At 64.8% G+C, this 20,884-nt stretch carries 20 protein-coding genes and 1 tRNA gene; 10 read left to right on the forward strand and 11 right to left on the reverse strand.

The window, feature by feature from the left end:
- Window positions 1-7: 7 nt before the first annotated feature.
- The gene (locus tag JQ621_RS02540) at window positions 8-154 is read left to right on the forward strand and encodes a hypothetical protein (RefSeq protein WP_212232838.1); all 147 of its coding nucleotides are present in this window, start codon (window positions 8-10) and stop codon (window positions 152-154) included.
- A 189-nt stretch (window positions 155-343) separates the two neighbouring features.
- Here JQ621_RS02540 and ntrC read toward each other — a convergent pair whose 3' ends face one another.
- The 3 genes from ntrC to dusB are packed head-to-tail and all read right to left on the reverse strand — an operon-like array spanning window position 344 to window position 3,969.
- A complete protein-coding gene (ntrC, locus tag JQ621_RS02545; protein ID WP_212232839.1) occupies window positions 344-1,786 on the reverse strand; it encodes a nitrogen regulation protein NR(I) in 1,443 nt (480 codons plus the stop codon).
- 9 nt (window positions 1,787-1,795) lie between these two features.
- Window positions 1,796-2,971, reverse strand: a complete 1,176-nt coding sequence (locus JQ621_RS02550) for a two-component system sensor histidine kinase NtrB (protein WP_212232840.1) — start codon at window positions 2,969-2,971, stop codon at window positions 1,796-1,798.
- On the reverse strand, window positions 2,968-3,969 hold the full coding sequence (gene dusB / locus JQ621_RS02555; protein WP_212233779.1) for a tRNA dihydrouridine synthase DusB: 1,002 nt from the start codon (window positions 3,967-3,969) through the stop codon (window positions 2,968-2,970). The genes JQ621_RS02550 and dusB overlap by 4 nt, the downstream gene beginning before the upstream one ends.
- A 280-nt stretch (window positions 3,970-4,249) precedes the next feature.
- Here dusB and JQ621_RS02560 point away from each other — a divergent pair, with 280 nt between their 5' ends.
- The 8 genes from JQ621_RS02560 to JQ621_RS02595 all read left to right on the forward strand — a co-directional run bounded on the left by JQ621_RS02560 (window position 4,250) and on the right by JQ621_RS02595 (window position 11,660).
- The gene (locus JQ621_RS02560) at window positions 4,250-5,446 is read left to right on the forward strand and encodes a bifunctional 2-C-methyl-D-erythritol 4-phosphate cytidylyltransferase/2-C-methyl-D-erythritol 2,4-cyclodiphosphate synthase (RefSeq protein ID WP_212232841.1); all 1,197 of its coding nucleotides are present in this window, start codon (window positions 4,250-4,252) and stop codon (window positions 5,444-5,446) included.
- Between the two features lie 3 nt (window positions 5,447-5,449).
- On the forward strand, window positions 5,450-6,058 hold the full coding sequence (locus JQ621_RS02565) for a CinA family protein (protein WP_212232842.1): 609 nt from the start codon (window positions 5,450-5,452) through the stop codon (window positions 6,056-6,058).
- A 472-nt stretch (window positions 6,059-6,530) separates the two neighbouring features.
- Entirely contained in the window at window positions 6,531-7,238 is a 708-nt protein-coding gene (locus JQ621_RS02570; RefSeq protein WP_212232843.1) for a c-type cytochrome, read from the forward strand.
- Between the two features lie 8 nt (window positions 7,239-7,246).
- Window positions 7,247-8,488: a cytochrome c gene (locus JQ621_RS02575; RefSeq protein WP_212232844.1), complete on the forward strand. Its 1,242-nt coding sequence runs from the start codon at window positions 7,247-7,249 to the stop codon at window positions 8,486-8,488.
- 8 nt (window positions 8,489-8,496) lie between these two features.
- Window positions 8,497-8,673 carry a hypothetical protein gene (locus JQ621_RS02580; RefSeq protein ID WP_211395848.1) on the forward strand — a complete coding sequence of 59 codons (177 nt, stop codon included), beginning with the start codon at window positions 8,497-8,499 and terminating at the stop codon, window positions 8,671-8,673.
- The gene (locus JQ621_RS02585) at window positions 8,670-9,236 is read left to right on the forward strand and encodes a cupredoxin domain-containing protein (protein ID WP_212232845.1); all 567 of its coding nucleotides are present in this window, start codon (window positions 8,670-8,672) and stop codon (window positions 9,234-9,236) included. The genes JQ621_RS02580 and JQ621_RS02585 overlap by 4 nt, the downstream gene beginning before the upstream one ends.
- Entirely contained in the window at window positions 9,223-10,845 is a 1,623-nt protein-coding gene (locus tag JQ621_RS02590; protein WP_212232846.1) for a b(o/a)3-type cytochrome-c oxidase subunit 1, read from the forward strand. Before JQ621_RS02585 ends, JQ621_RS02590 begins: the two co-directional genes overlap by 14 nt.
- Window positions 10,845-11,660 (forward strand): c-type cytochrome, encoded by an 816-nt coding sequence (locus JQ621_RS02595; RefSeq protein ID WP_212232847.1) that lies wholly within the window; start codon window positions 10,845-10,847, stop codon window positions 11,658-11,660. The genes JQ621_RS02590 and JQ621_RS02595 overlap by 1 nt, the downstream gene beginning before the upstream one ends.
- Here the strand turns inward: JQ621_RS02595 and JQ621_RS02600 are convergent, their stop codons facing one another.
- Both JQ621_RS02600 and lipA read right to left on the reverse strand, forming a co-directional pair.
- Window positions 11,661-12,143, reverse strand: a complete 483-nt coding sequence (locus JQ621_RS02600; RefSeq protein ID WP_212232848.1) for a type II toxin-antitoxin system RatA family toxin — start codon at window positions 12,141-12,143, stop codon at window positions 11,661-11,663.
- 6 nt (window positions 12,144-12,149) lie between these two features.
- Window positions 12,150-13,106 carry a lipoyl synthase gene (gene lipA / locus JQ621_RS02605; RefSeq protein ID WP_212232849.1) on the reverse strand — a complete coding sequence of 319 codons (957 nt, stop codon included), beginning with the start codon at window positions 13,104-13,106 and terminating at the stop codon, window positions 12,150-12,152.
- A 130-nt stretch (window positions 13,107-13,236) separates the two neighbouring features.
- Between lipA and JQ621_RS02610 the strand changes: the two genes are divergently transcribed.
- A complete protein-coding gene (locus tag JQ621_RS02610) occupies window positions 13,237-13,839 on the forward strand; it encodes a DNA-3-methyladenine glycosylase (RefSeq protein WP_212232850.1) in 603 nt (200 codons plus the stop codon).
- Window positions 13,840-13,928: 89 nt separating this feature from the next.
- Here the strand turns inward: JQ621_RS02610 and JQ621_RS02615 are convergent, their stop codons facing one another.
- The 6 genes from JQ621_RS02615 to JQ621_RS02640 all read right to left on the reverse strand — a co-directional run bounded on the left by JQ621_RS02615 (window position 13,929) and on the right by JQ621_RS02640 (window position 20,858).
- Entirely contained in the window at window positions 13,929-16,805 is a 2,877-nt protein-coding gene (locus JQ621_RS02615; RefSeq protein WP_212232851.1) for a valine--tRNA ligase, read from the reverse strand.
- 129 nt (window positions 16,806-16,934) lie between these two features.
- Window positions 16,935-17,696, reverse strand: a complete 762-nt coding sequence (locus JQ621_RS02620) for a PopZ family protein (RefSeq protein ID WP_212232852.1) — start codon at window positions 17,694-17,696, stop codon at window positions 16,935-16,937.
- Between the two features lie 302 nt (window positions 17,697-17,998).
- Window positions 17,999-19,384, reverse strand: a complete 1,386-nt coding sequence (locus JQ621_RS02625) for a TolC family outer membrane protein (RefSeq protein ID WP_212233780.1) — start codon at window positions 19,382-19,384, stop codon at window positions 17,999-18,001.
- Window positions 19,385-19,589: 205 nt separating this feature from the next.
- Window positions 19,590-20,252 (reverse strand): protein-L-isoaspartate O-methyltransferase family protein, encoded by a 663-nt coding sequence (locus JQ621_RS02630; RefSeq protein WP_212232853.1) that lies wholly within the window; start codon window positions 20,250-20,252, stop codon window positions 19,590-19,592.
- 137 nt (window positions 20,253-20,389) lie between these two features.
- Window positions 20,390-20,569 carry a hypothetical protein gene (locus tag JQ621_RS02635; RefSeq protein ID WP_212232854.1) on the reverse strand — a complete coding sequence of 60 codons (180 nt, stop codon included), beginning with the start codon at window positions 20,567-20,569 and terminating at the stop codon, window positions 20,390-20,392.
- Between the two features lie 214 nt (window positions 20,570-20,783).
- A tRNA-Asn gene (locus tag JQ621_RS02640) sits at window positions 20,784-20,858 on the reverse strand.
- Between the last annotated feature and the right edge of the window lie 26 nt (window positions 20,859-20,884).

A 20,884-nucleotide genomic window follows, 5' to 3' on the forward strand; every position in this document is an offset into this window, starting at 1 on the left:
ACCCGGCATGGACAGGTTCTTTCTCGCAATCATGGTTTCGGCGATGCTGTTGCTGATCGCGGCCTCCGACCTCCTGGTCAATGGCCCGAGCAGGCAGGAGCAGACGGCCGAAATGGCCAATCTTCAGCCTGTCGTGGCGCGCCTGATCAGATAGGTGTGGCGCTGCGACCCGCGGCGCAGGGCTCACGCTCCAACGGAACATTTCGGCGGTATCGCGACATCTGCTCTCCGCGCTCCGCGCCTGCCACGAACGGCCAGCGCGGTCCGGACAGGCTCAGCTCCGCTGTGGTAGGGGGTAGCTGGGCCACCGCCGCCCAAAAGCGTTGAGCGTTTGTCGCGAGAACTAGCCTCCGCTCCTGTAAACTTGGATATCGAGATCCCGGATCTTCTTCCGCAGCGTGTTGCGGTTGAGGCCGAGCAGATCGGCGGCGCGGATCTGGTTGCCGCGGGTGGCCGCGAGCGCAGCCGTGAGCAGCGGCACCTCGATTTCCTTGAGGATGCGGTGGTAGAGGCCCGGCGGCGGCACGCCGTTCGGGAAGCCCTGGAAGTGCGATGAGAGATAGGCTTCCACCGCGCCGCCGAGATTGTCGACGCCCTGCTGGACCGCAGCACCCGGGCTGACCGAGGGCGGCGCGAGCTCGCCGTCGATGACCGAGGCCGTGATCACGTCCTGCGGATACAGCGCGGCGAGACGGCGAGCCAGGTTCTCGAGCTCGCGCACGTTGCCGGGCCAGCGATGCTGCTTCATCCGCTCCAGCGCCAGCGCATCGAGCTTCTTCGGCGGCAATCCATCCTTCTCGGCCAGCGAGAAGAAGTGACGCACGAGATCCGGAAGATCTTCGATGCGCTCCCGCAGCGGCGGCAGCCGCAGCGGCACGACGTTGAGGCGGAAGAACAGGTCCTCGCGGAACAGCCCCTGCTGGATCAGCACGCGCAGGTCCTTGTTGGACGCCGCGACGATGCGCACGTCGGTCTTGATCGGCGTGCGACCGCCGACAGTGGTGTATTCGCCCTGCTGCAGCACGCGCAGCAGACGCGTCTGCGCCTCCATCGGCATGTCGCCGATTTCGTCGAGGAACAGCGTGCCGCCCTCGGCCTGCTCGAACCGGCCGGAGGCGCGCGTGTTGGCGCCGGTGAAGGCGCCGCGCTCATGGCCGAACAGCTCGGATTCGATGAGGTCGCGCGGGATCGCCGCCATGTTGACCGCGACGAACGGGCCGTTGCGGCGCTTGCCGTAATCGTGCAGCGCACGCGCCACCAGCTCCTTGCCGGTGCCGGACTCGCCCGTGATCATCACGGTGAGGTCGGTCTGCATCAGGCGTGCCAGCACGCGATAGATTTCCTGCATCGCCGGCGAGCGGCCGACCAGCGGGATCGCCTCCATCTCGGAATCGTCGTCCGGCGCCGCGACGCGTTCCTTCGGCTCGGCGAGTGCACGGCCGACGATGGCGATCAGCTCCTTCAAGTCGAAGGGCTTTGGCAGATATTCATACGCGCCGCGCTCGGAGGCGCGGATCGCCGTCATGAAGGTGTTTTGCGCGCTCATGACGATGACAGGCAGGTTCGGCCGCATCTTCTTGATCCGCGGCAAGAGATCGAAGGCGTTTTCGTCCGGCATCACGACGTCGGTGATGACGAGATCGCCCTCCCCCTGGCTGACCCAACGCCACAGCGTCGCGGCGTTGCCGGTGAGCCTGACTTCATACCCGGCCCGGGAAAGCGCCTGGTTGAGAACCGTGCGGATGGCGGTGTCGTCATCAGCGACGAGAATACTACCTGCGGGCATTGTTGATCCTCATTTTGCCCCCTGTGATGCAGACGACGACTTCCCGGCAGAGCCGTCGCGACTGCTGTGATCGGCGTGTTTGGCCGATGTCGAGTACATCGGCATCAGCACGCGGAAGGTGGTCTTCCGCGGCTGAGACTCGCATTCGATGATGCCCCCGTGATCGCCGATGATCTTGGCAACCAGAGCAAGACCGAGACCAGATCCGGTCTGCTTGGTGGTCACGAAAGGGTCGAACAAATTGGGCAGAAGATCGTCCGGCACGCCTGGTCCATTGTCCCTCACGCAGAATTCGAGCGGCAGGGATACCCGGGTTTTTTGACCGGGGACTGACAGGCGCACGCCCGGGCGGAACGCGGTGGTGAGCTGGATCTCCGCGTCGGGCACGTCGATCAGGGCTTCGGCGGCGTTCTTCACCAGATTGAGGAACACCTGGATCAGCTGGTCCTGGTTCGCCAGCACCGGCGGCAGCGATGGGTCGTAATCTTCGATGAAGCGGATGTTGCGGGCAAAGCCGGACTGCGCCAGCCGCTTCACGTGATCGAGCACCGAATGGATGTTGACGGGACCGCGCACCACGGGCCGCTCGTCACCGAACACCTCCATGCGGTCGACCAGCGTCACGATGCGGTCGGCCTCGTCGCAGATCAACCGCGTCAGCATGCGGTCCTCGGTCGAGGCCTGCTGTTCGAGCAATTGCGCCGCGCCGCGGATGCCGGAGAGCGGATTCTTGATCTCGTGGGCGAGCATCGCTGCCAGCGCTATCACCGAGCGCGCAGCGCTGCGGTGGGTGAGCTGGCGATCCATCTTGTCGGCGATGGAGCGCTCCTGCAGCATCACCACGATGTGGCCGGGCCGCTCGGTGAGCGGGGCGACATGGAGATCGACCTGGCGGTCGCCGCCCATGCGCGGCGTACCGAGATCGACCTTGTATTCGTTGACCGGCGAGTTCGACGAACGCACCTGGTCGATCAGCGCCAGCAGGGGGCTGCCGAACGGCACAAGTTCTTTCAGCGACTGCCGCTTCAAAAACTGCGTCGAGATATCGAAGAACGCTTCGGTTGCGATGTTGGCAGCGACAATCTTGCCGTCCGGCCCGATCATGAGAACAGGATTGGGCAAGGCATCGAGAATCGCGTCGCTTTCGGACAGAAGCGGCCGGCGATGGTCAGCGGCTGAGCTCATGCAGCAGCGCTCCATGCAAAATCGTCGAAGGCATCTTGCAGCGACTGGTGAACGAGACGCGGATCCTCGGACGTGAGAATCTTCCGGCGCCAGGCCTTCAGCGTTTCAACCGGCGCGCCGCTCGAATCGGCCGCAACATCGAGCGCCCAGCCGAGATGCTTGCGCGCATGCCTGAGGCCGACCCGCAGGCCGTAGAGCGCGCAGACGCCTTCATAAAGTGTGCGGACATAGTGGAGCTGCGTTGCGAGCGAGGGCGTGGCTTCCGCAGCCCCGCCATTCAGGCGGCGGCCGATCTCGCCAGGCAGCCAGGGCTGACCGTTGGCGCCGCGGCCGATCATCACGGCATCGGCGCCGGAGGCCTCGAGCGCCGCGAGCGCCCGCTCATAGGACGTAATGTCGCCGTTGACGACGAGCGGAATCGAGATCGCCTCGCGCACGGCGCGGATCGCATCCCAATCGGCCTCACCCTTGTAGAACTGGCAGCGCGTGCGGCCATGCACCGTGACGAGCTTGATGCCGGCGGCTTCCGCACGCCGTGCCAATTCCGGCGCGTTGCGGCTGCGGTCGTCCCAGCCGAGCCGCATCTTCAGCGTCACCGGCACCCTCACGGCGGCAATCGTCGCTTCGACCAGGCTGACGGCGTGATCGAGGTCGCGCATCAGGGCCGAGCCCGACTGGCCGCCGGTGACGTGACGCGCCGGGCAACCCATGTTGATGTCGATGATGTCGGCGCCCTCGGCTTCGGCGATCCGGGCGCCTTGCGCCATCCAATGCGCCTCGCAGCCGGCGAGCTGGACCGCATGCGGGCCGACACCGGTTGCTTCGCAGCGCAACCGAGACATGCGGTGGCCGTTGGCGAGCTCATCGCTGGCGGTCATCTCGGAGACGACCAGACCTGCCCCGAGCTCTGCGGCGAGACGGCGAACAGGCGAGTCCGTCACTCCCGACATCGGCGCCAGGAAGACCGGATTAGCGATTTCAATATCGCCTATTTTCAGAGGCTTAGAGCCTGATCCTGCCGGGCCGGTCACAGTGGTCTCGTTGAGTGGGCAGGGCCTCATCGCCCTGCCACGACCTATCTTGCGCACAATTCTTGTGCAGTCAAGCGTCATGCCTACAGTTTAGACAGTTCTGCAGAATCTTTCAAGTGCAGTGCAGCAAAATGCTGAATCCCACAATCCCGGGAAACCCCCTTTTTTTGCGGGCCTGCCGTGCTAGAGGCATGCCGGCAATCACCCACTCCCGACTCTTCCCTTAACACTTGAATATTTGAGTCCTATGGCGAATTCACAGCGCACTGCGGTCGTTCTCGTCGCCGCCGGACGTGGCTTGCGCGCCGGCGCCGGCGGGCCGAAGCAATATCGCCAGATCGGCGGCGTGCCCGTGATCTACCGCGCGATGGAAGCCTTCAGCACCCACCCCGAGGTGTCAGCGGTGCAACCGGTGGTGAACCCCGATGACATCGCAATGTTCGCGGCGGCGGTCGCGGGTCTGAAGCATGAGGCGCCGACCCATGGCGGCGCGACGCGCCAGGCTTCGGTGCTGGCAGGCCTCGAAGCGCTCGCCAGGCACAAGCCGGACATCGTCCTGATCCACGACGCGGCGCGTCCCTTCGTCTCTGCAGGCGTCATCTCGCGCGCGATCGAGGCGGCAAACCGCACGGGCGCCGCGATCCCCGTCGTCCCCGTCACCGACACCATCAAAGTCACCGGCACGAACGGCGATGTCGAGGATACGCCGGATCGGGCGCGCTTGCGAATCGCGCAGACGCCGCAATCCTTTCGTTTCGACGTCATTCTCGAAGCGCATCGTCGGGCGGCCAAGGACGGACGATCCGATTTCACCGATGATGCCGCGATCGCCGAATGGGCGGGATTGACGGTTGCGACCTTTGAAGGCGATGTTGCCAATATGAAGCTCACCACTCCCGAAGATTTCGTGCGCGAGGAAGCGCGCCTGGCCAGCCTGCTCGGCGACATCAGGACCGGCACGGGCTACGACGTGCACGCCTTCGGCGAGGGCGATCACCTCATGCTCTGCGGCGTGCGCGTGCCCCACACCAAGGGTTTTCTCGCCCATTCCGACGGCGATGTCGGCCTGCACGCGCTGGTCGACGCCATCCTCGGCGCCCTCGCCGACGGCGATATCGGCTCGCACTTTCCGCCGAGCGATGCCAAGTGGAAGGGCGCCTCCTCCGACCAGTTCTTGAAATACGCCATCGACCGCGTTACGGCGCGCGGCGGCCGCGTCGCCAATCTCGAAGTCACGATGATCTGCGAGCGCCCGAAGATCGGCCCGTTGCGCGAGGTGATGCGCGCGCGCATCGCCGAGATCTCCGGCGTCGACATCTCCCGCGTCGCCGTGAAGGCCACGACCAGCGAGCGGCTCGGCTTCACCGGCCGCGAGGAAGGCATCGCGGCCACCGCGAGCGCCACCATCCGCCTTCCATTCAACGAGAAGATTTGGAGTGTCTAGGCCATGGCCGGCAGCGACGCACGCGCCCTCTCCCGCTCGTTGCTCGATCTGTGCCGGATGCGCAAGCTCACGATCGCGACCGCCGAGTCCTGCACCGGCGGCCTCGTTGCCGGCGCACTGACCGACATCCCCGGCTCCTCTGACGTCATCGACCGCGGATTCGTCACCTATTCCAACGATGCCAAACGCGCGATGCTCGGGGTCGAGGCCGGCACGCTCGCCAATTTCGGCGCCGTCAGCAGGGAGACCGCGACCGCGATGGCGATTGGCGCGCTGGAGCGGGCCGGTGTCGATCTCGCCGTTGCCATTACCGGGATCGCCGGCCCCGGCGGCGCGACCCCGGGCAAGCCGGTCGGCCTCGTCCATTTCGCCGCTGCCGCGCGCGACGGCCGCATCATCCATCGCGAGCAGCGCTTTGGCGCGATCGGCCGCACCGCCGTCCGGCAGCGCTCCGTGGTCGAGGCCCTGCGCATGTTGATGGAACTCGCCCGCGGCCCGCAAGTCGCGGCCAAGCCCCGCCGCGCCGCCGCGAGCCGCTTGCGTCCCCGCGTGACGCGAACGCCGCGCCGGCATGTGGCAAAGCGCAGGCCGCCGAGGTCGCCGCGGGGCTAGTGAGTCCGGTTGCCCCATCCACATGCCTGTCAAGCAAAACACCCGACCGGCGGGTCAATCGGGGTGCGAATATATTCCGCTTTACCGAATTTCTGATTTGCGGCAGCGCAGACGACGGGTGTGACTGCGTACGGCAAACCGTGTGGTCCTGACGCCCGGAGTCTGTGCGTCGAGTCTTGCGGTGATGTCTGTGCCCAACCGGGTCCATGCATCAGTCATCCGCAAGGCGACGGGGGCAATAGCGCATCGCTCCCCGGGGAGAGCTGGGCAGAAGCCGTCAACCCACGAAACGTCATGTTTGTTTTTCAAATTGCACGCAAATATATCCAAATCGATCATGATGTGCGACGCTACGACGCGCCCGGATCGTCATCACGCCCACGCGACCTTGCGCCGGAATATATTGGCGCAATAATGCCGGTCTACGTTGTGCTCCGGAATCAACCGGTCTGGCACGTTGGAGGTGACGAACGTGTTCGCTCGCGATGCGGCGATTGCCGCGGCACTCGTCATCTTGGCTGCCTTCGATGGCGCGGCTGCGCAAACGGCCAACCAGCCGCCTGACACGATGTCGGCGCGGGTCGAGGCCTGCACGCCCTGTCACGGCAACAAGGGCGAAGGCACCAGCGACGTCTATTTCCCGCGCCTTGCCGGCAAGCCGTCAGGCTATCTCTACAACCAGCTCCTCGCCTTTCGCAGCGGCCGGCGCAAATATCCGCCGATGAATTATCTGCTGGAGTTCTTGCCCGATCCCTATCTCGAAGCGATGGCGGAATATTTTGCCGGCGAGCACCCACCGCTGCCACAGCCGGCGCCGAGCGAGGTCAGCAAGGACGTCATGGCGCAAGGCGAATTGCTCGTCACCGGCGGCGATGCAGGTCGCAACATCCCGGCGTGCGTGAGCTGCCACGGTCCGGGACTGACGGGCATGCAGCCCGGCATCCCCGGCCTGCTCGGCTTGCGCGCCGCCTATATCAGCGCCCAGCTCGGCGCCTGGCGTTACGGCACCCGCACGGCGAAATCGCCTGACTGCATGCAGGTCGTCGCCGGCCATCTGACCGAGGCCGACGTCACCGCCGTCGCGGCCTGGCTTGCGGCGCGCCCTGCCACGGACAATCCTGCTCCCGTTCCGAAAGGCACCTACGCGTTGCCCTTCGGTTGCGGCAGCCAGCCCAATTGACGAGGCGGATGATGGTCTCAAAACTGTCGATCACCCTGCTCGCCGTCGCCGCGCTGACGACGACCGCACGGGCGCAGGACAAGACCAGCGACGTCATTGCGCGCGGTGAATATCTGGCACGTGCGGGCGATTGCACGGCCTGCCACACCGCACCCGAGGGCCGCCTGTTCGCCGGCGGCCGCGCCATGCCGACCCCGTTCGGCACGATCTACACCTCCAACATCACGCCGGATCCGGAGGCAGGGATCGGCAAATGGACCGCCGACGATTTCTACCGGACCATGCATAGCGGCCGCTTCCCGGATGGCGGGCTGATCTATCCGGCGATGCCGTTCGCCTCCTACACCAAGGTCACGCGCGCCGACAGCGACGCGATCTTCGCATATTTGCGTTCGATCGCGCCGGTGAACCAGAAGAACAAGCCGCACGAGCTGCGCTTTCCCTATGACAACCGCCAGCTCATCCTCGGCTGGCGTACGCTGTTCTTCAGCGAGGGCGAGTTCAAGCCGGACCCGAGCAAATCCGCCGAATGGAATCGCGGCGCTTACCTGGTCGAAGGCCTCGGCCATTGCGGCATGTGCCATTCGCCGATCAACGCGCTCGGTGGCACCTCACAGTCGGACGCCTTCAAGGGCGGCCTGATCCCGATGCAGAATTGGTACGCGCCCTCGCTCACATCGAACCGCGAAGCGGGCCTCGGCGACTGGAGCATCAAGGACATCACCGACCTCTTGCAGACCGGCGTCTCCGCGCGTGGCGTGGTCTACGGGCCGATGGCCGAGGTCGTGCACAACAGCCTGCAATACCTCAACGATGCCGACACCAAGGCGATGGCCGTGTACCTGAAGGGCATCGCGGAAGGCTCATCGCCGCCGCCGGCGAGCACGGTGTTGCCGAACACCGAGAGCAGTCTGCTGATCAGTCTCGGCAAGACTGTCTACGACAAGAATTGCGCGAGCTGTCATGGCACCCAGGGCGAAGGCAGGCCACCACACTGGCCGCCGCTCGCCAATAACCAATCGATCGAAATGCAGTCGGCAGTGAACCCGATCCGCATGGTGCTCAACGGCGGCTATCCGCCGGGCACCGAGGGCAATCCGATGCCCTACGGTATGCCACCCTTCGCGGGCCTGCTCTCCGACAACGAGGTCGCCGCCGTCGTCTCCTACATCCGCACCGCCTGGGGCAATCGCGGCTCGCCGGTTTCGGCGCGCGAGGCCAACGAGCTGCGCTCCGCACCGCTGAACTGAGAGGCGTCATGTTCAACTCCGATCCGCCGACCAGCCCAGCCGCCGCCGACCAGGCCGTCGAGGAAGTCGTCGCCCAGGGGCCGTCAGGCGCCATCGTGCTGGCCGGCATCGCCACCGCATGCGTGGTCGCGATGTGGCTCGCCTTTTACTTGTTCGTGTTCCTGCCGCGCGGATCGCTGCAATGAGCGCACAGGAAACTCATGCGGGCAGCGCCGAAGTCGCGGCCCGCGTCGAACGGCGCTGGGCGACCATTGCCGTCATCATCATCGCGGGCATGGCGCTGCTCGCGGCCTTCGCAGGCATCCATCAGGCGACCATGCCGCAGCCGCGCGTCGAGACCACCGATCCCTCGCGCATTCATCTCTCCGGCGAATTCGTCGAGAGCAATCTCGGCAGCGTGCTGGAGCCCAATGGCAATGTCACGGTGCGCGCGATCGGCCAGCAATATTCCTTCACGCCCGCTTGTATCGTGGTGCCCGTCGATACGCCGATCACGCTCCGCGCCACCAGCGCCGATGTCGTACACGGCATCCTGATCCAGGGCACCAATGTCAACACCATGCTGGTGCCGGGCTACATATCCGAGCAGCTGATGCGCTTTACGAAGACCGGCGACTATCTGATGCCATGCCAGGAGTTTTGCTCCTTCGGCCATGAGGGCATGTGGGGCAAGGTCAAGGTGATCGACAGGACCGACTTCGCAACCCGCGCGAAGGCCGGGGGGAGGCTGAGCTGTGTTGGCCAATAGGAAGCTCATCCTCGCGCATTTCTGGTTTGCCTTCGCCTTGTTCGGCGTGGCGCTGACGCTCGGCGCCTGGCAGATGTTCATCCGCAGCCCGATCGGCACCTGGCTGTCCAACCCCGAGCTCTACTACCGGTCGCTCACCGCGCACGGCACGGTGATGGGCTACGTCTTCCCAACGCTGGTTGCGATGGGTTTCGGCTATGCCATCAGCGAGTCCGCGCTGGAGCAGCGCCTCGTCGGCGTGCGCTGGGCCTGGACCGGATTCTGGCTGATCGTCGTCGGCAGCGTCATGGCGGTGATCCCGATCGCGCTCGGGCGGGCCTCGGTGCTCTACACATTCTATCCGCCTCTGATCGGTAACGTCTTCTACTATCTCGGCGTCGTGCTGGTCGTGGTCGGCTCCTGGATCTGGGTCGCACTGATGTCGATCAATCTGCGCGTCTGGCGCAGAGCCCATCCCGGCGCACCGGTGCCGCTGGCGATGTTCGCCAACGTCGCGGGCTCCTATCTCTGGGCGTGGACCGCCGTCGGTGCCGCGCTCGAGCTGCTGCTCCAGATCATTCCCGTCGCGGCAGGCCTGAAGAACACGATCGATGCTGGCCTCGCCCGCATCTTCTTCTCCTGGACGCTGCACGCCATCGTCTATTTCTGGCTGATGCCGACCTACATCGCCTATTACACCATCGTGCCGCGCGCGATCGGCGGCCGGGTTTATTCCGACACCATGGCGCGGATCTCCTTCATCCTGTTCCTGGTTGTGGCGATGCCGATCGGCATGCACCACACGTTCGCCGATCCGCAAGTCGGGGCCGGCTTCAAGTTCATCCATTCGGCCTTCACGGCGCTGGTCGCCCTGCCAACGCTTTTGACCGTGTTCACGATCTGCGCGTCGGTCGAGATCGCGGCGCGCCTGCGCGGCGGCCGCGGCCTGTTCGGCTGGATCAGGGCCCTGCCCTGGGACAATCCGATGATGCTGGCGCTCGCCTTCTCGTTCGTCATGCTTGGCTTCGGCGGCGCCGGCGGCCTCATCAACATGAGCTATCAGCTCGATGCGTCCATCCACAACACACAGTGGATCACCGGCCATTTCCACCTGATCTTCGGCGGCGCCATCGTGATCATTTATTTTGCGATCGCCTATGATCTGTGGCCGCATTTGACCGGGCGCGAGCTGATCGACATGCGCCTGATCCGCACCCAGCTCTGGCTGTGGTTCATCGGCATGATCGTCACCACGTTCCCCTGGCACTGGGTCGGCATTCTGGGCATGCCGCGCCGCATGGCTTATTTCGATTTCGGAGATCCCGCCATCGCGCCGCAGGCACTGTCGGTGATCCTCTCCGTGATCGGGGGCTTCATCCTGCTGACCTCGGGCATTCTCTTCCTGGTCATCCTGGCGCGCGGCATGCGTGCGCCTCAGGCCGACGCCGGCGCCTATCGCTTTGCGCTCGCCGTGCACCAGCCGACGATCGTGCCGGTCGCGCTCAACACCCATGCGCTGTGGGTGGCGTTGATGATCGTGCTCACCATCACCAATTACGGCTATCCGATCCTCAACCTCGCGACCTCTGCGGGAACGTCGGTGCCCGCCGTCTATGTGGGAGCGCAGTGATGAGCACCCGCGATCTCTTCACCTTCCGCAATCGCCACTTCACAATCGGCGTCGGCATCACCGCCGCCATCCTGATCGTGACGGCGGTTGCGGGATTTGTCGTACTGCCCTTCGCGCAGCCCTGGGCCCGGTTCACCAGCATATGGGATGCGATCTGTAGCGCCGCCGGCGTGCCACAACGCACGACGAGCGTGGCGGCGCAGGCGCAGGACAAGCGCCTGTCGGAAGTCGTGCTCACATCGCGCACGCTGTCGCGCCCGAGCCAGGAGGCGATCGGGCGCGGCGCCACGCTGGCGCAGCGCTGTGCCATCTGCCACGGCCCGACGGGCATCAGCCGCGCGGACTCGCCCAACCTCGCCGGCCAGTACGCCGCAGTGATCTACAAGGAGTTGCACGATTTCCGCTCCGGCGCGCGCAGCAACGCCGTGATGTCGCCGTTCGCCGTCAATCTCACCGACGACGAAATTGCAGATCTTTCAAACTATTACGCCTATCTGCCGCGTCCTCCGGCCTATCACCCGACGCCGCTCCTGCCGAAGCCCAACATCGTGATCTACGGCGCGCCGCTGCGCGGCATCGCGCCATGCGGCGCCTGCCATGGCAGCCTCGACAACAAGACCGGAAGCCCGTGGCTGGAGGGACAGTCCGAGGCCTACATGAAGGCGCAGCTCCAGGCGTTTGCCTCAGACGAACGCCGCAATGACATCAGCCAGCAAATGCGCAACATCGCCCGCGCCTTGACGCCGCAGGAGATCGAGGCCGCCGCCGCGTATTACGCCTCGCAGCCGCCTGATGTGGTGAAAGCGGTGGATTGATTACGACGACGCCAGCTTCGGCCGGCCGTAGATCGCGTCCGCGCGCTTCTCGAACGCGGTCGAAAACCGCGCGAACGCTGCGTCGAACATCGAGCCCATCAGCATCGCCAGCATGCGGCTCTTGAACTCATAGCCAAGGAAGAAACCGACATCGCAGACGTCGTTGCCCCCTTCTTGACCTTTTGGCTCGAACGTCCAGCGGTTTTCCAGATTGCTGAACGGACCTTGCAGGTATTCGACCAGGATTTTCAGATTGGTGCGATCGAGCGTCACGCGGCTGGTGAAGGACTCCTTGACCAGCTTGAACGACACCGTCATGTCGGCGACCAGCACCTCGGTCCCGTCGGGCTTGGTCATGCGCTGGCGGATTTTCAGCGCACTGCACAGAGGCACGAATTCCGGATAGCGCTCGACATCGGCGACCAGATCAAACATCTCGGATGCGCTGTGATCGACACGGCGCTTGCTCGAAAATTTGGGCATATCAGTCTAGCGGGCTGCTGCGGCCCGCGCGGCCTTCAGTCTCGAAAAGTCCTCGCCGGCATGATGCGACGAGCGGGTGAGCGGGCTTGCCGACACCATCAGGAAGCCCTTGGTATACGCGACCTTCTCGTACGACGAAAACTCGTCCGGCGGCACGTAGCGCATCACGGCGTGATGCTTGCGGGTCGGCTGGAGATATTGCCCGATGGTGAGGAAGTCGACGTCGGCCGAGCGCAAATCGTCCATCACCTGCTGCACCTCGTGGCGCTCCTCGCCGAGCCCGACCATGATGCCGGACTTGGTGAAGATGGTGGGATCGAGCTCCTTGACCCGCTGCAGCAGCCGGATCGAGTGGAAATAGCGCGCACCGGGTCGCACGGTCAGATAACGCGACGGCACGGTCTCGAGATTGTGGTTGAACACGTCGGGCCGCGCGGCAACGACCACCTCCAGCGCGCCTTGCTTGCGCAGGAAGTCCGGCGTCAGGATCTCGATCGTGGTCGTTGGACATGCCGCGCGGATCGCGCGGATGGTCTGGGCAAAATGCTCGGCGCCGCCATCGGCGAGGTCGTCGCGGTCGACCGAGGTGATGACGACATGCGCGAGACCAAGCTTGGCGACGGCCTCGGCGACGTTCTGCGGCTCGGCCGCATCGAGCGCATTGGGCAGCCCGGTCTTCACATTGCAGAAGGCGCAGGCGCGGGTGCAGGTGTCACCCATGATCATGAAGGTCGCGTGCTTTTTGTCCCAGCACTCGCCGATATTCGGGCAGCCGGCCTCCTCGCACACCGTGTGCAGGCCATTGGCGCGCACGATGTTGCGGGTGTCGGCATAGCCGCGGGTGTTGGGCGCGCGGACGCGGATCCAGTCCGGCTTCGGCGGCGAAGCGGAATCAGGGCGGTTCACCTTTTCGGGGTGACGCGGGCGCAACGGGTTCGTGATGGTATCGACAATAACGACCATGATCTGTCCGGTCTGTTCAGGACCTACCTAATCGGTCTGGCTGCCTGCCGCAACCCGGCTCGCCCTGCTTCAGGGAACATGGCAGATATGGGCAATATCCTGCTCTGTTCTCAGGCGATTCTCACCTCGAATGGCTCCAGTCTCGAAAGCTTCCACACCGCGGCTCGGCAAAGCCATCAAGCGCAGCTTTTTCAACCGCAGCGTCCACGAGGTCGCGCCCGATCTCATTGGCGCGACCATGCTGGTCGACGGTGTCGGCGGGATCATTGTCGAGGTCGAGGCCTATCATCATACCGAGCCGGCCGCGCACTCCTACAACGGTCCCACGCCGCGGAACCAGATCATGTTCGGTCCAGCAGGCTTTGCCTATGTCTACCGTTCCTACGGCATCCATTGGTGTGTGAACTTCGTCTGCGAGGAGGCGGGCTCGGCCGCGGCCGTGCTGATCCGCGCGCTGGAACCGACGCATGGCCTCGCCGCCATGCGCCGCCGTCGCCATCTCCAGGAGGTGCACAGGCTGTGCTCGGGCCCCGGCAAGCTGACCGAGGCGCTTGGGATCAGCATCGCGCACAACGCCCTGCCGCTGGACCGTCCACCGATCGCGCTGCATGCGCGGACGGAGGATGTCGAGGTGGTGGCCGGCATCCGGATCGGCATCACCAAGGCGGTCGAGCTGCCCTGGCGCTATGGCGTCAAGGGCTCGAAATTCCTCAGCAAGCCGTTTCCGAAATAGTTGTCGTTCCGGGGCGGCTCGTGGAGCCGAACCCGGAACCTCGAGATTCCGGATTCGATGCTGCGCATCGCTCCGGAATGACAGCAAGATCAGGAGGCTTGCTTGAGCCGCTCCAGCGCCTCGAGCAGCTTGGCCTTGCGAGCCAGCGCAGCCTCGCGCTTCTCGCGCTCCTCCTCAACGACCTCTTCAGCCGCGTTGGCGACGAATTTCTCGTTCGCCAGCTTGGACTCGGCGCGCTTGATGTCGGCGTCGGCCTTCGCGATTTCCTTGTCGAGGCGCGTGCGTTCGGCGGCCACGTCGACCACGCCCTTGATCGGCAGCGCGGCGACCTCACCGCGAACGAGCAGCTGAACCGCGCCGTCGGGGGCACGGTCGGCGAAGGAGATGTCGGAGAGACGCGCCATGCGCTTGATGACGTCGGTCCAGCGCGGCGCACGTTCCTTCGTTTCGTCCGAGGCGCCGGCAAGCACCAGCGCTGTCAGCGTCGCCGGCGGGATGTTCATCTCGGCGCGCACCGAGCGGATCTGCGTGACCAGGTCGATCACCCAGCCGATCTCGGCTTCTGCCTTGGGATCGCTGAAGTCGGCGTGGTCGAAGAACGGCAGGACAAACGCAGGCGAGATCAACGGATCGGTCGGTCCGGCCGCGGCGGCGAGCATCGCGATCTGCTCCGGCGTCGGCCCCGCCTGCTTCAACGGCCACGGCGCCAATGCGAGCAGGCCGTCGCGCTTGGCCGTCACTTCCCACAGCTCTTCGGTGATGAAGGGCATGAAGGGGTGCAGCAGCTTCAGGATCTCGTCGCGCGCCCAGGCGACCATCGCTCGGGTTTCGTCCTTGAGCGGACCGTCCGCTCCGAGAAGAGCGGGCTTTGCGAGCTCGACGTACCAGTCGCAATAGATGTTGAGGACGAACCGATACATCGTGCCGGCCGCTTCGTTGAAGCTGTGGGCTTCAAGTGCCTCGGTCACCTCGCGCGCGGCTTCGGCGGCCTTGTGTGCGATCCAGCGATTCAGCGGCTCCTTGGCCTTCGCAGGCTCGAAGCCATCAGGCACGACGCACCCGTTCATCTCCGCGAAGCGGCAGGAATTCCAGAGCTTGGTCGCAAAATTGCGATTGATTTCGACAAGTTGCGACGAAAGCTTGATGTCATGCGTGTGGGCCGCCTCGCGCGCCAGCGCAAAGCGGAGAGCATCAGCGCCGTACTCGTCAATGAGATCGAGCGGATCGATGACGTTGCCCTTCGACTTCGACATCTTGGCACCCTTCTCGTCGCGGACGAGGCGGTGGATATAGACCGTCGAGAACGGCGCCTCCTTCATGAAGTGAAGGCCCATCATCATCATGCGGGCGACCCAGAAGAAGATGATGTCCCAGCCCGTCACCAGCACATTGGTCGGGTAGTAGCGCTTCACCTCGGGGGTGTCTTCGGGCCAGCCGAGCGTCGAAAACGGCCACAGCGCCGAAGAGAACCAGGTGTCGAGCACGTCCTCGTCGCGGGTGATGAAGCCCTCGCGCTTGTTGCGGTCGAGCGCCATCTCACGGCCCTGCTCGGCCGTGATGACTTCCTGCTCGACATAATAGCCGAGCGCGTGGCTGACGGCCTCCTCCTCGGTCTCGGCGACGAACACCTTGCCGTCAGGGCCGTACCAGGCCGGGATCTGATGTCCCCACCACAGCTGGCGCGAGATGCACCACGGCTGGATGTTCTCCATCCACTCGAAATAGGTCTTTTCCCAGTTCTTCGGCACGAAGGTCGTCTCGCCCGAACGCACCGCGGCGATCGCAGGCTTTGCCAGCGTCTTGGCGTCGACGTACCACTGGTCGGTCAGATACGGCTCGATCACGCTGCCCGAGCGATCGCCATGCGGCACCATGTGGGTGTGCGGCTCGATCCGCTCGACGAAGCCGAACGATTCCAGCCGCTCGACGATGCGCTTGCGCGCCGCGAAGCGATCGACCTTGTCGAACTCCTCGGCAAATTCGGAGGCCCCTTCCGGCAGGCCCTTCAGATATTCCTCGTTGTCGACGAGGTCGAGGCAGCCTTCCTTGTCGAGCACGCTGATCCGGCGCAGCCCATGGCGATTGCCGACCTCGAAATCGTTGAAGTCGTGGGCCGGCGTCACCTTCACCGCCCCCGAGCCCTTCTCGGGATCGGAATACTCATCGCCGACGATCCTGATCTTGCGGCCAACCAGCGGCAGGATCACATTCTTGCCGACGAGCTTCTGGTAGCGCTCGTCGTCGGGATGCACGGCAACGCCGGTATCGCCGAGCATGGTCTCGGGACGCGTCGTGGCGACCACGATGAAAGTCGAGCGATCCTCCGGGTCGAAATTCTTGCCCTCGATCGGATAGCGCAGATACCAGAGGTTTCCCTTCACCTCGGTCTGCTGCACTTCGAGATCGGAGATCGCGGTCAGCAGCTTGGTGTCCCAGTTGACCAGCCGCTTGTCCTTGTAGATCAGGCCGTCGCGGTGCAGCTCGACGAACACCTTGACGACGGCCTTCGACAGGCCCTCGTCCATGGTGAAGCGTTCGCGCGACCAGTCGCAGGAGGCACCGAGGCGCTTGAGCTGGTTGATGATGGTGTCGCCGCTCTCGGACTTCCATTGCCAGACCCGCTCGAGAAACTTCTCGCGGCCCATCTCACGGCGCCCGGGCTGCTGGCGCTCCATCAGCTGCCGCTCGACAACCATCTGGGTGGCGATGCCGGCGTGGTCGGTACCGGGCTGCCACAGCACGTCACGGCCGCGCATGCGCTCGAACCGGCACAGGATGTCCTGCAGCGTGTTGTTGAGGGCGTGGCCCATGTGCAGCGAGCCCGTCACGTTCGGCGGCGGGATCACGATGGTGAAGGGCTGCGCGTCGCGGCGGTCGGGGCGACCGGCCTTGAAGGCAAGGCTGTCCTCCCACACCACGGACATGCGGGCTTCGATATCGGCGGGCTGGTAGTTTTTCTCGATCATGGGGCTGCTAGAAAGCCGCGCGCGGGGTTCAAGTCAACGGAAAGCTCAGCGGCAAAGGGGCTTTCCGGCGCGGCTGACGGCTCAAACCTGACACAGGAGCGGGGCTTTATCGGGGCTGAGCTGCCTGCTTCAGCGGCCGCCGCGCGAGACCCGCTCGATTTCGGCCTTCACGATGCGCTCCACGAGGCCTGGCAGATTGTCGTCGAGCCAGGATTTCAGCATCGGGCGCAGCATTTCCTTGACCAGGTCCTCCAGCGTCCGGGCATTGCTGCTGAGCACCGTGTGGGCCAGGGAGTTGAAGGCGGATTCGACCGCGGAGACAGTCGACTGGGCCAGGATCGGCTGCTGGGGCGGCAGCGGCGGTGCGTCGAAGTCCACCGGCGCATAGGAGGGGGCCGGCATAGGCCGGGGCGGCGGCGCTTCGGCGAATTCGAGATCGTCGCGCGGCTCGACCTTACGGAAGCTCGGCGGCGGCGGCGCCGGCGTCGGCACGGGATCCATCGCCATGTCGTCGGTCAGCTCGAGCACATCAGGTTCGGGCTCGGGCTCCGGGGCCCGGACCTCAGGCGCAGGCGTTGCCTCGTCCAAGCCCGCCAGCAGCGCGTCGATGTCATCCTGGTTGTTGGGGCCGGCGTCGGCCGCAGGCGCAGGGGGCGGCGGCGGAGCGGGCTTCGCAGCGGGCGGAGGCGCAGGCTTTTCAGCGGCAGGTTTTGCGGGGGCGACCTTGGACGGAGGAATGTCGGCCATGGGCTGCGGCTTTGGCGCGGGCGCCGGTGCGGGCTTCGCAGCCTCAGACGGCGGCGGCTTGGCCTCGTCGTCGGCAATGATGCGCCGGATCGAGGCCAGAATCTCCTCCATGGAGGGTTCTGTGACCTTTGCAGGCTGCGTCATCTCCGACTCCACATCATCAACGCCCTCGCATGCGTTGTTTTACACCAAGCAGGACGGGATTGGCCGGTTCCGGATGTGCGCCCCGACATTTTCGTCGTGACAGCCAGACTTGTCCCCAGATCACCGCCCAACGCGAGGCGATGGGCCCTGCCCCGTCACTCACGCATTACGCATGCAACATCGAATGCGGAGCGAATCGACCCGCAGCTTCCAGGCAAGGCTATGTCAGGGATTTTGACGATTGCAAGCAAAGCACCGGTCGGCTTCGTCCGTTTGCGAGGCCGACCGGAGAACTACGGCAATCAGCGTCCGTCGGGCGTGCGCACGCCGGCCCAGCTGTCGCGGACTTGCTGGTAGTGCACGCTCGGATCGTAGACGTTGGTGTTGAGGCCGAGCACCTGCGGTGCAAGGCGACCGACCGCGCTGAGCACCGAGTAGGACGCGACGACACGGTCGTGCTGCGCGGTGACGAGCGCGACGCGGGCATTGACCAGCGCCTGCTGCGCGTTGAGCACGTCGAGAGTCGTGCGCTGGCCCGCCTTGGCCTCTTCGCGCACGCCGTTCAGCGCGATCTCGGAGGCCGTGACCTGCGCCTGCGCGGACTGCACCTGCGCCTTGCCGGCTTCCAGCTGACCCCAGGCCTGCACGACGTTGGCGCGGGTCTGATCGCGGGTGGTTTCGAGATTGAGGCGCTGCTGCGCCAGATTTTCCTTGGACTGGCGGATTAGCGCATACTCCGCGCCTCCCTGAAAGATCGGGATGGAGGCCGTCGCGAGGGCCGAGGCGCTATTCGTTCGGAACACCGTCAGGGACTGCTGATAGGATGTAGTGGCACTCGCCGCGACCGTGACCGTGGGCAGCAGCGCGCCCTCGTTGATCTTGACCTGGAGATAGTTGACGTCGATGCCGAACATCGAAGCCGTGACGTTCGGGTTCTCCACCAGGCTGAGATTGACTGCGGAGGCGATCGAGCCGGGCAGGAAGCGATCGACGGGCGAGCCCGGGGCCAGGGCGACCGGCTCGTTGCCGATGATGCGGCGGAAGTTTGCGCGCGTCGTGGTCAAGTTCGACTCGGCGGTAAGCTCCTGCGTCTTGCCGGCTGCGAGTTGCGCTTCGGACTGGGCAACGTCAGTGCGGGTCACCTCGCCCACATTGAAGCGGTCCCGGGTCTGCTTGAGCGTCTGCTCCAGCACGCGCACGTTGCTGCGCTGGACTTCCAGCGTCGCCGAATCGCGCAGATAATCCATGTAGACGGTAGCGGCCTGGAGCAGCACGGTCTGCTCGAGCACTCGCAACGCCTCACGCGCGCCCGAGACCTGGCTTTCCGCCACGCGCGTCTTGTTGGCGGTCTGATTGCCGTTGTAGAGCGTCTGGCTGATGGTCACGCCGGCGCTGTTGGGCTGGGGAACGCCATAGATCCCCGGGGCCTTCTGCGCTGCTTGAATATCTTGATATTGATAGCCGGTGCTGAGGGTCACATTGACCCTCGGCCGATAACCGGACAAAGCCTGCGGCACGTTCTCGTCGGTGGAGCGCACTTGGGCGCGCTGCGCGTTGAGCTGCGGATTGTTCTGATAGGCGCGCACCAGCGCAGCCTCTATCGTATCCGCCAATGCTGGCGTCGGCCCGGCGATTGCTGCCAGGAGGACCGAAACCGCAGCTCCGGTGAAGAGCTTCACCCCATGCATCCCTGAAAATCCGTTCATTCTCACGTCAGGCCCGTGCCCGCGAGCCTGCTTACCGTATCCGAGTGGAGTCGTTGCCCCGCAGCAACATAGGACGCGGTCAAGCGCGACGGAACTACCTGCGGGTAGTTCCCAGTGGAAACTCTTCACGTGCAGCATCCCGGCCACACTTCTGATTCAGAACGGGATTTTAATGGGGTTTCGGCCGTCAGAAGACGAAGGCGGCGGCCCGCTCCAGCCCGGGAAGTACCGGGGCCGCCGCATCGAACAGCGGCCGATGGCCGAATTCGCCGTGGGAACGGGTCACGATCATGGCCCGCGACGGCCTGGATTCGGCCGAGACCCCCACCAGGCGTCCGCCCTCTTTAAGCTGGCCGAACAGGCCATCCAGCGTGACCTCGGTGGCGCCATTGACGATGATCACGTCGTAGGGACCGCCGGCCGGATCGCCCTCGTTACTGGCGGCAGCCTTGCAGCTGACGTTGGTGAGCCCTATCGCCGCGAGCGCGTCCTGGGCTTTCGCGGCGAGCGCCGAATCGCATTCCGTTGCAGTGACCTGGCGAGCGAGCTTCGCAGTCAGCGCGGCGAGGTAGCCAGTCGCGCAGCCGACGACCAGCACAGTGTCGCCCTCGCCGATCTCGGCGGCCTGGAGCAGCTTGCCGGTCAGCTGCGGCTTGATCAGGAAGCGCTTGGCGCCGCCCTCGCTGACGTCGAGATCGATGTCCAGATAAGCCAGCGCCTGCCGGCTCGCCGGCACAAAGGCCTCGCGGGGAACCGTGAGCATGGCATCGAGAATGCGGCGATCGGTGACGTCATTGGTGCGCACCTGGCCATCGACCATTTTTTGGCGCGCGGTCGAGAAACCGGACATTTACGGACCCTGCAAGGCGGACGCAGCCGCGGGAGATGAATTGGCGGCATCTTTGGAACAGGCTCCGCGAAAACGCAACACGTCCGTTGGCTGGTCGGCCAACGGCTGCGCAACGCAGGTATTGGCGCCGAGATGGCTTATTCGATCGCGACCGCCAGTCGCCCGATCAGCGCCGCCAATTCCTCCAGCCGCACCGCTTCGGGAGTCTCAACCGCGCGGGCGAGACGGGCGAGACACTCATCGTCGCTCAATTCAGGAAAATTCGCCGGCAGAATCGAAGGGGCCTGGTCGGCACGGCCGATCTGGATGTCGGGCATGGGAATCAGCTCCGTAAGAGTCCGGCCCCACGATGCTCGATTTGAATTAAGTCGATTTGGTGCCGCCTGTGTCGCGATAGGCGCCTCGACCTACATATCCGCTTGAACGCGATTCTGAGCAGGATTCCAGCGCAGCGACGCTGAGAGATCGATCGAGCAAGATCGCACACCACATCAATGTGCGCCTATAAAATATTGATAAAAAAGCGGAATTTGGCTCCCCGGGCTGGATTCGAACCAGCGACCATCCGATTAACAGTCGGATGCTCTACCGCTGAGCTACCGAGGAAAAGGCGAACCAGTCGTTCGCGCGGG

It is taken from the genome of Bradyrhizobium manausense (assembly GCF_018129685.1).
Classification (GTDB): domain Bacteria; phylum Pseudomonadota; class Alphaproteobacteria; order Rhizobiales; family Xanthobacteraceae; genus Bradyrhizobium; species Bradyrhizobium manausense_D.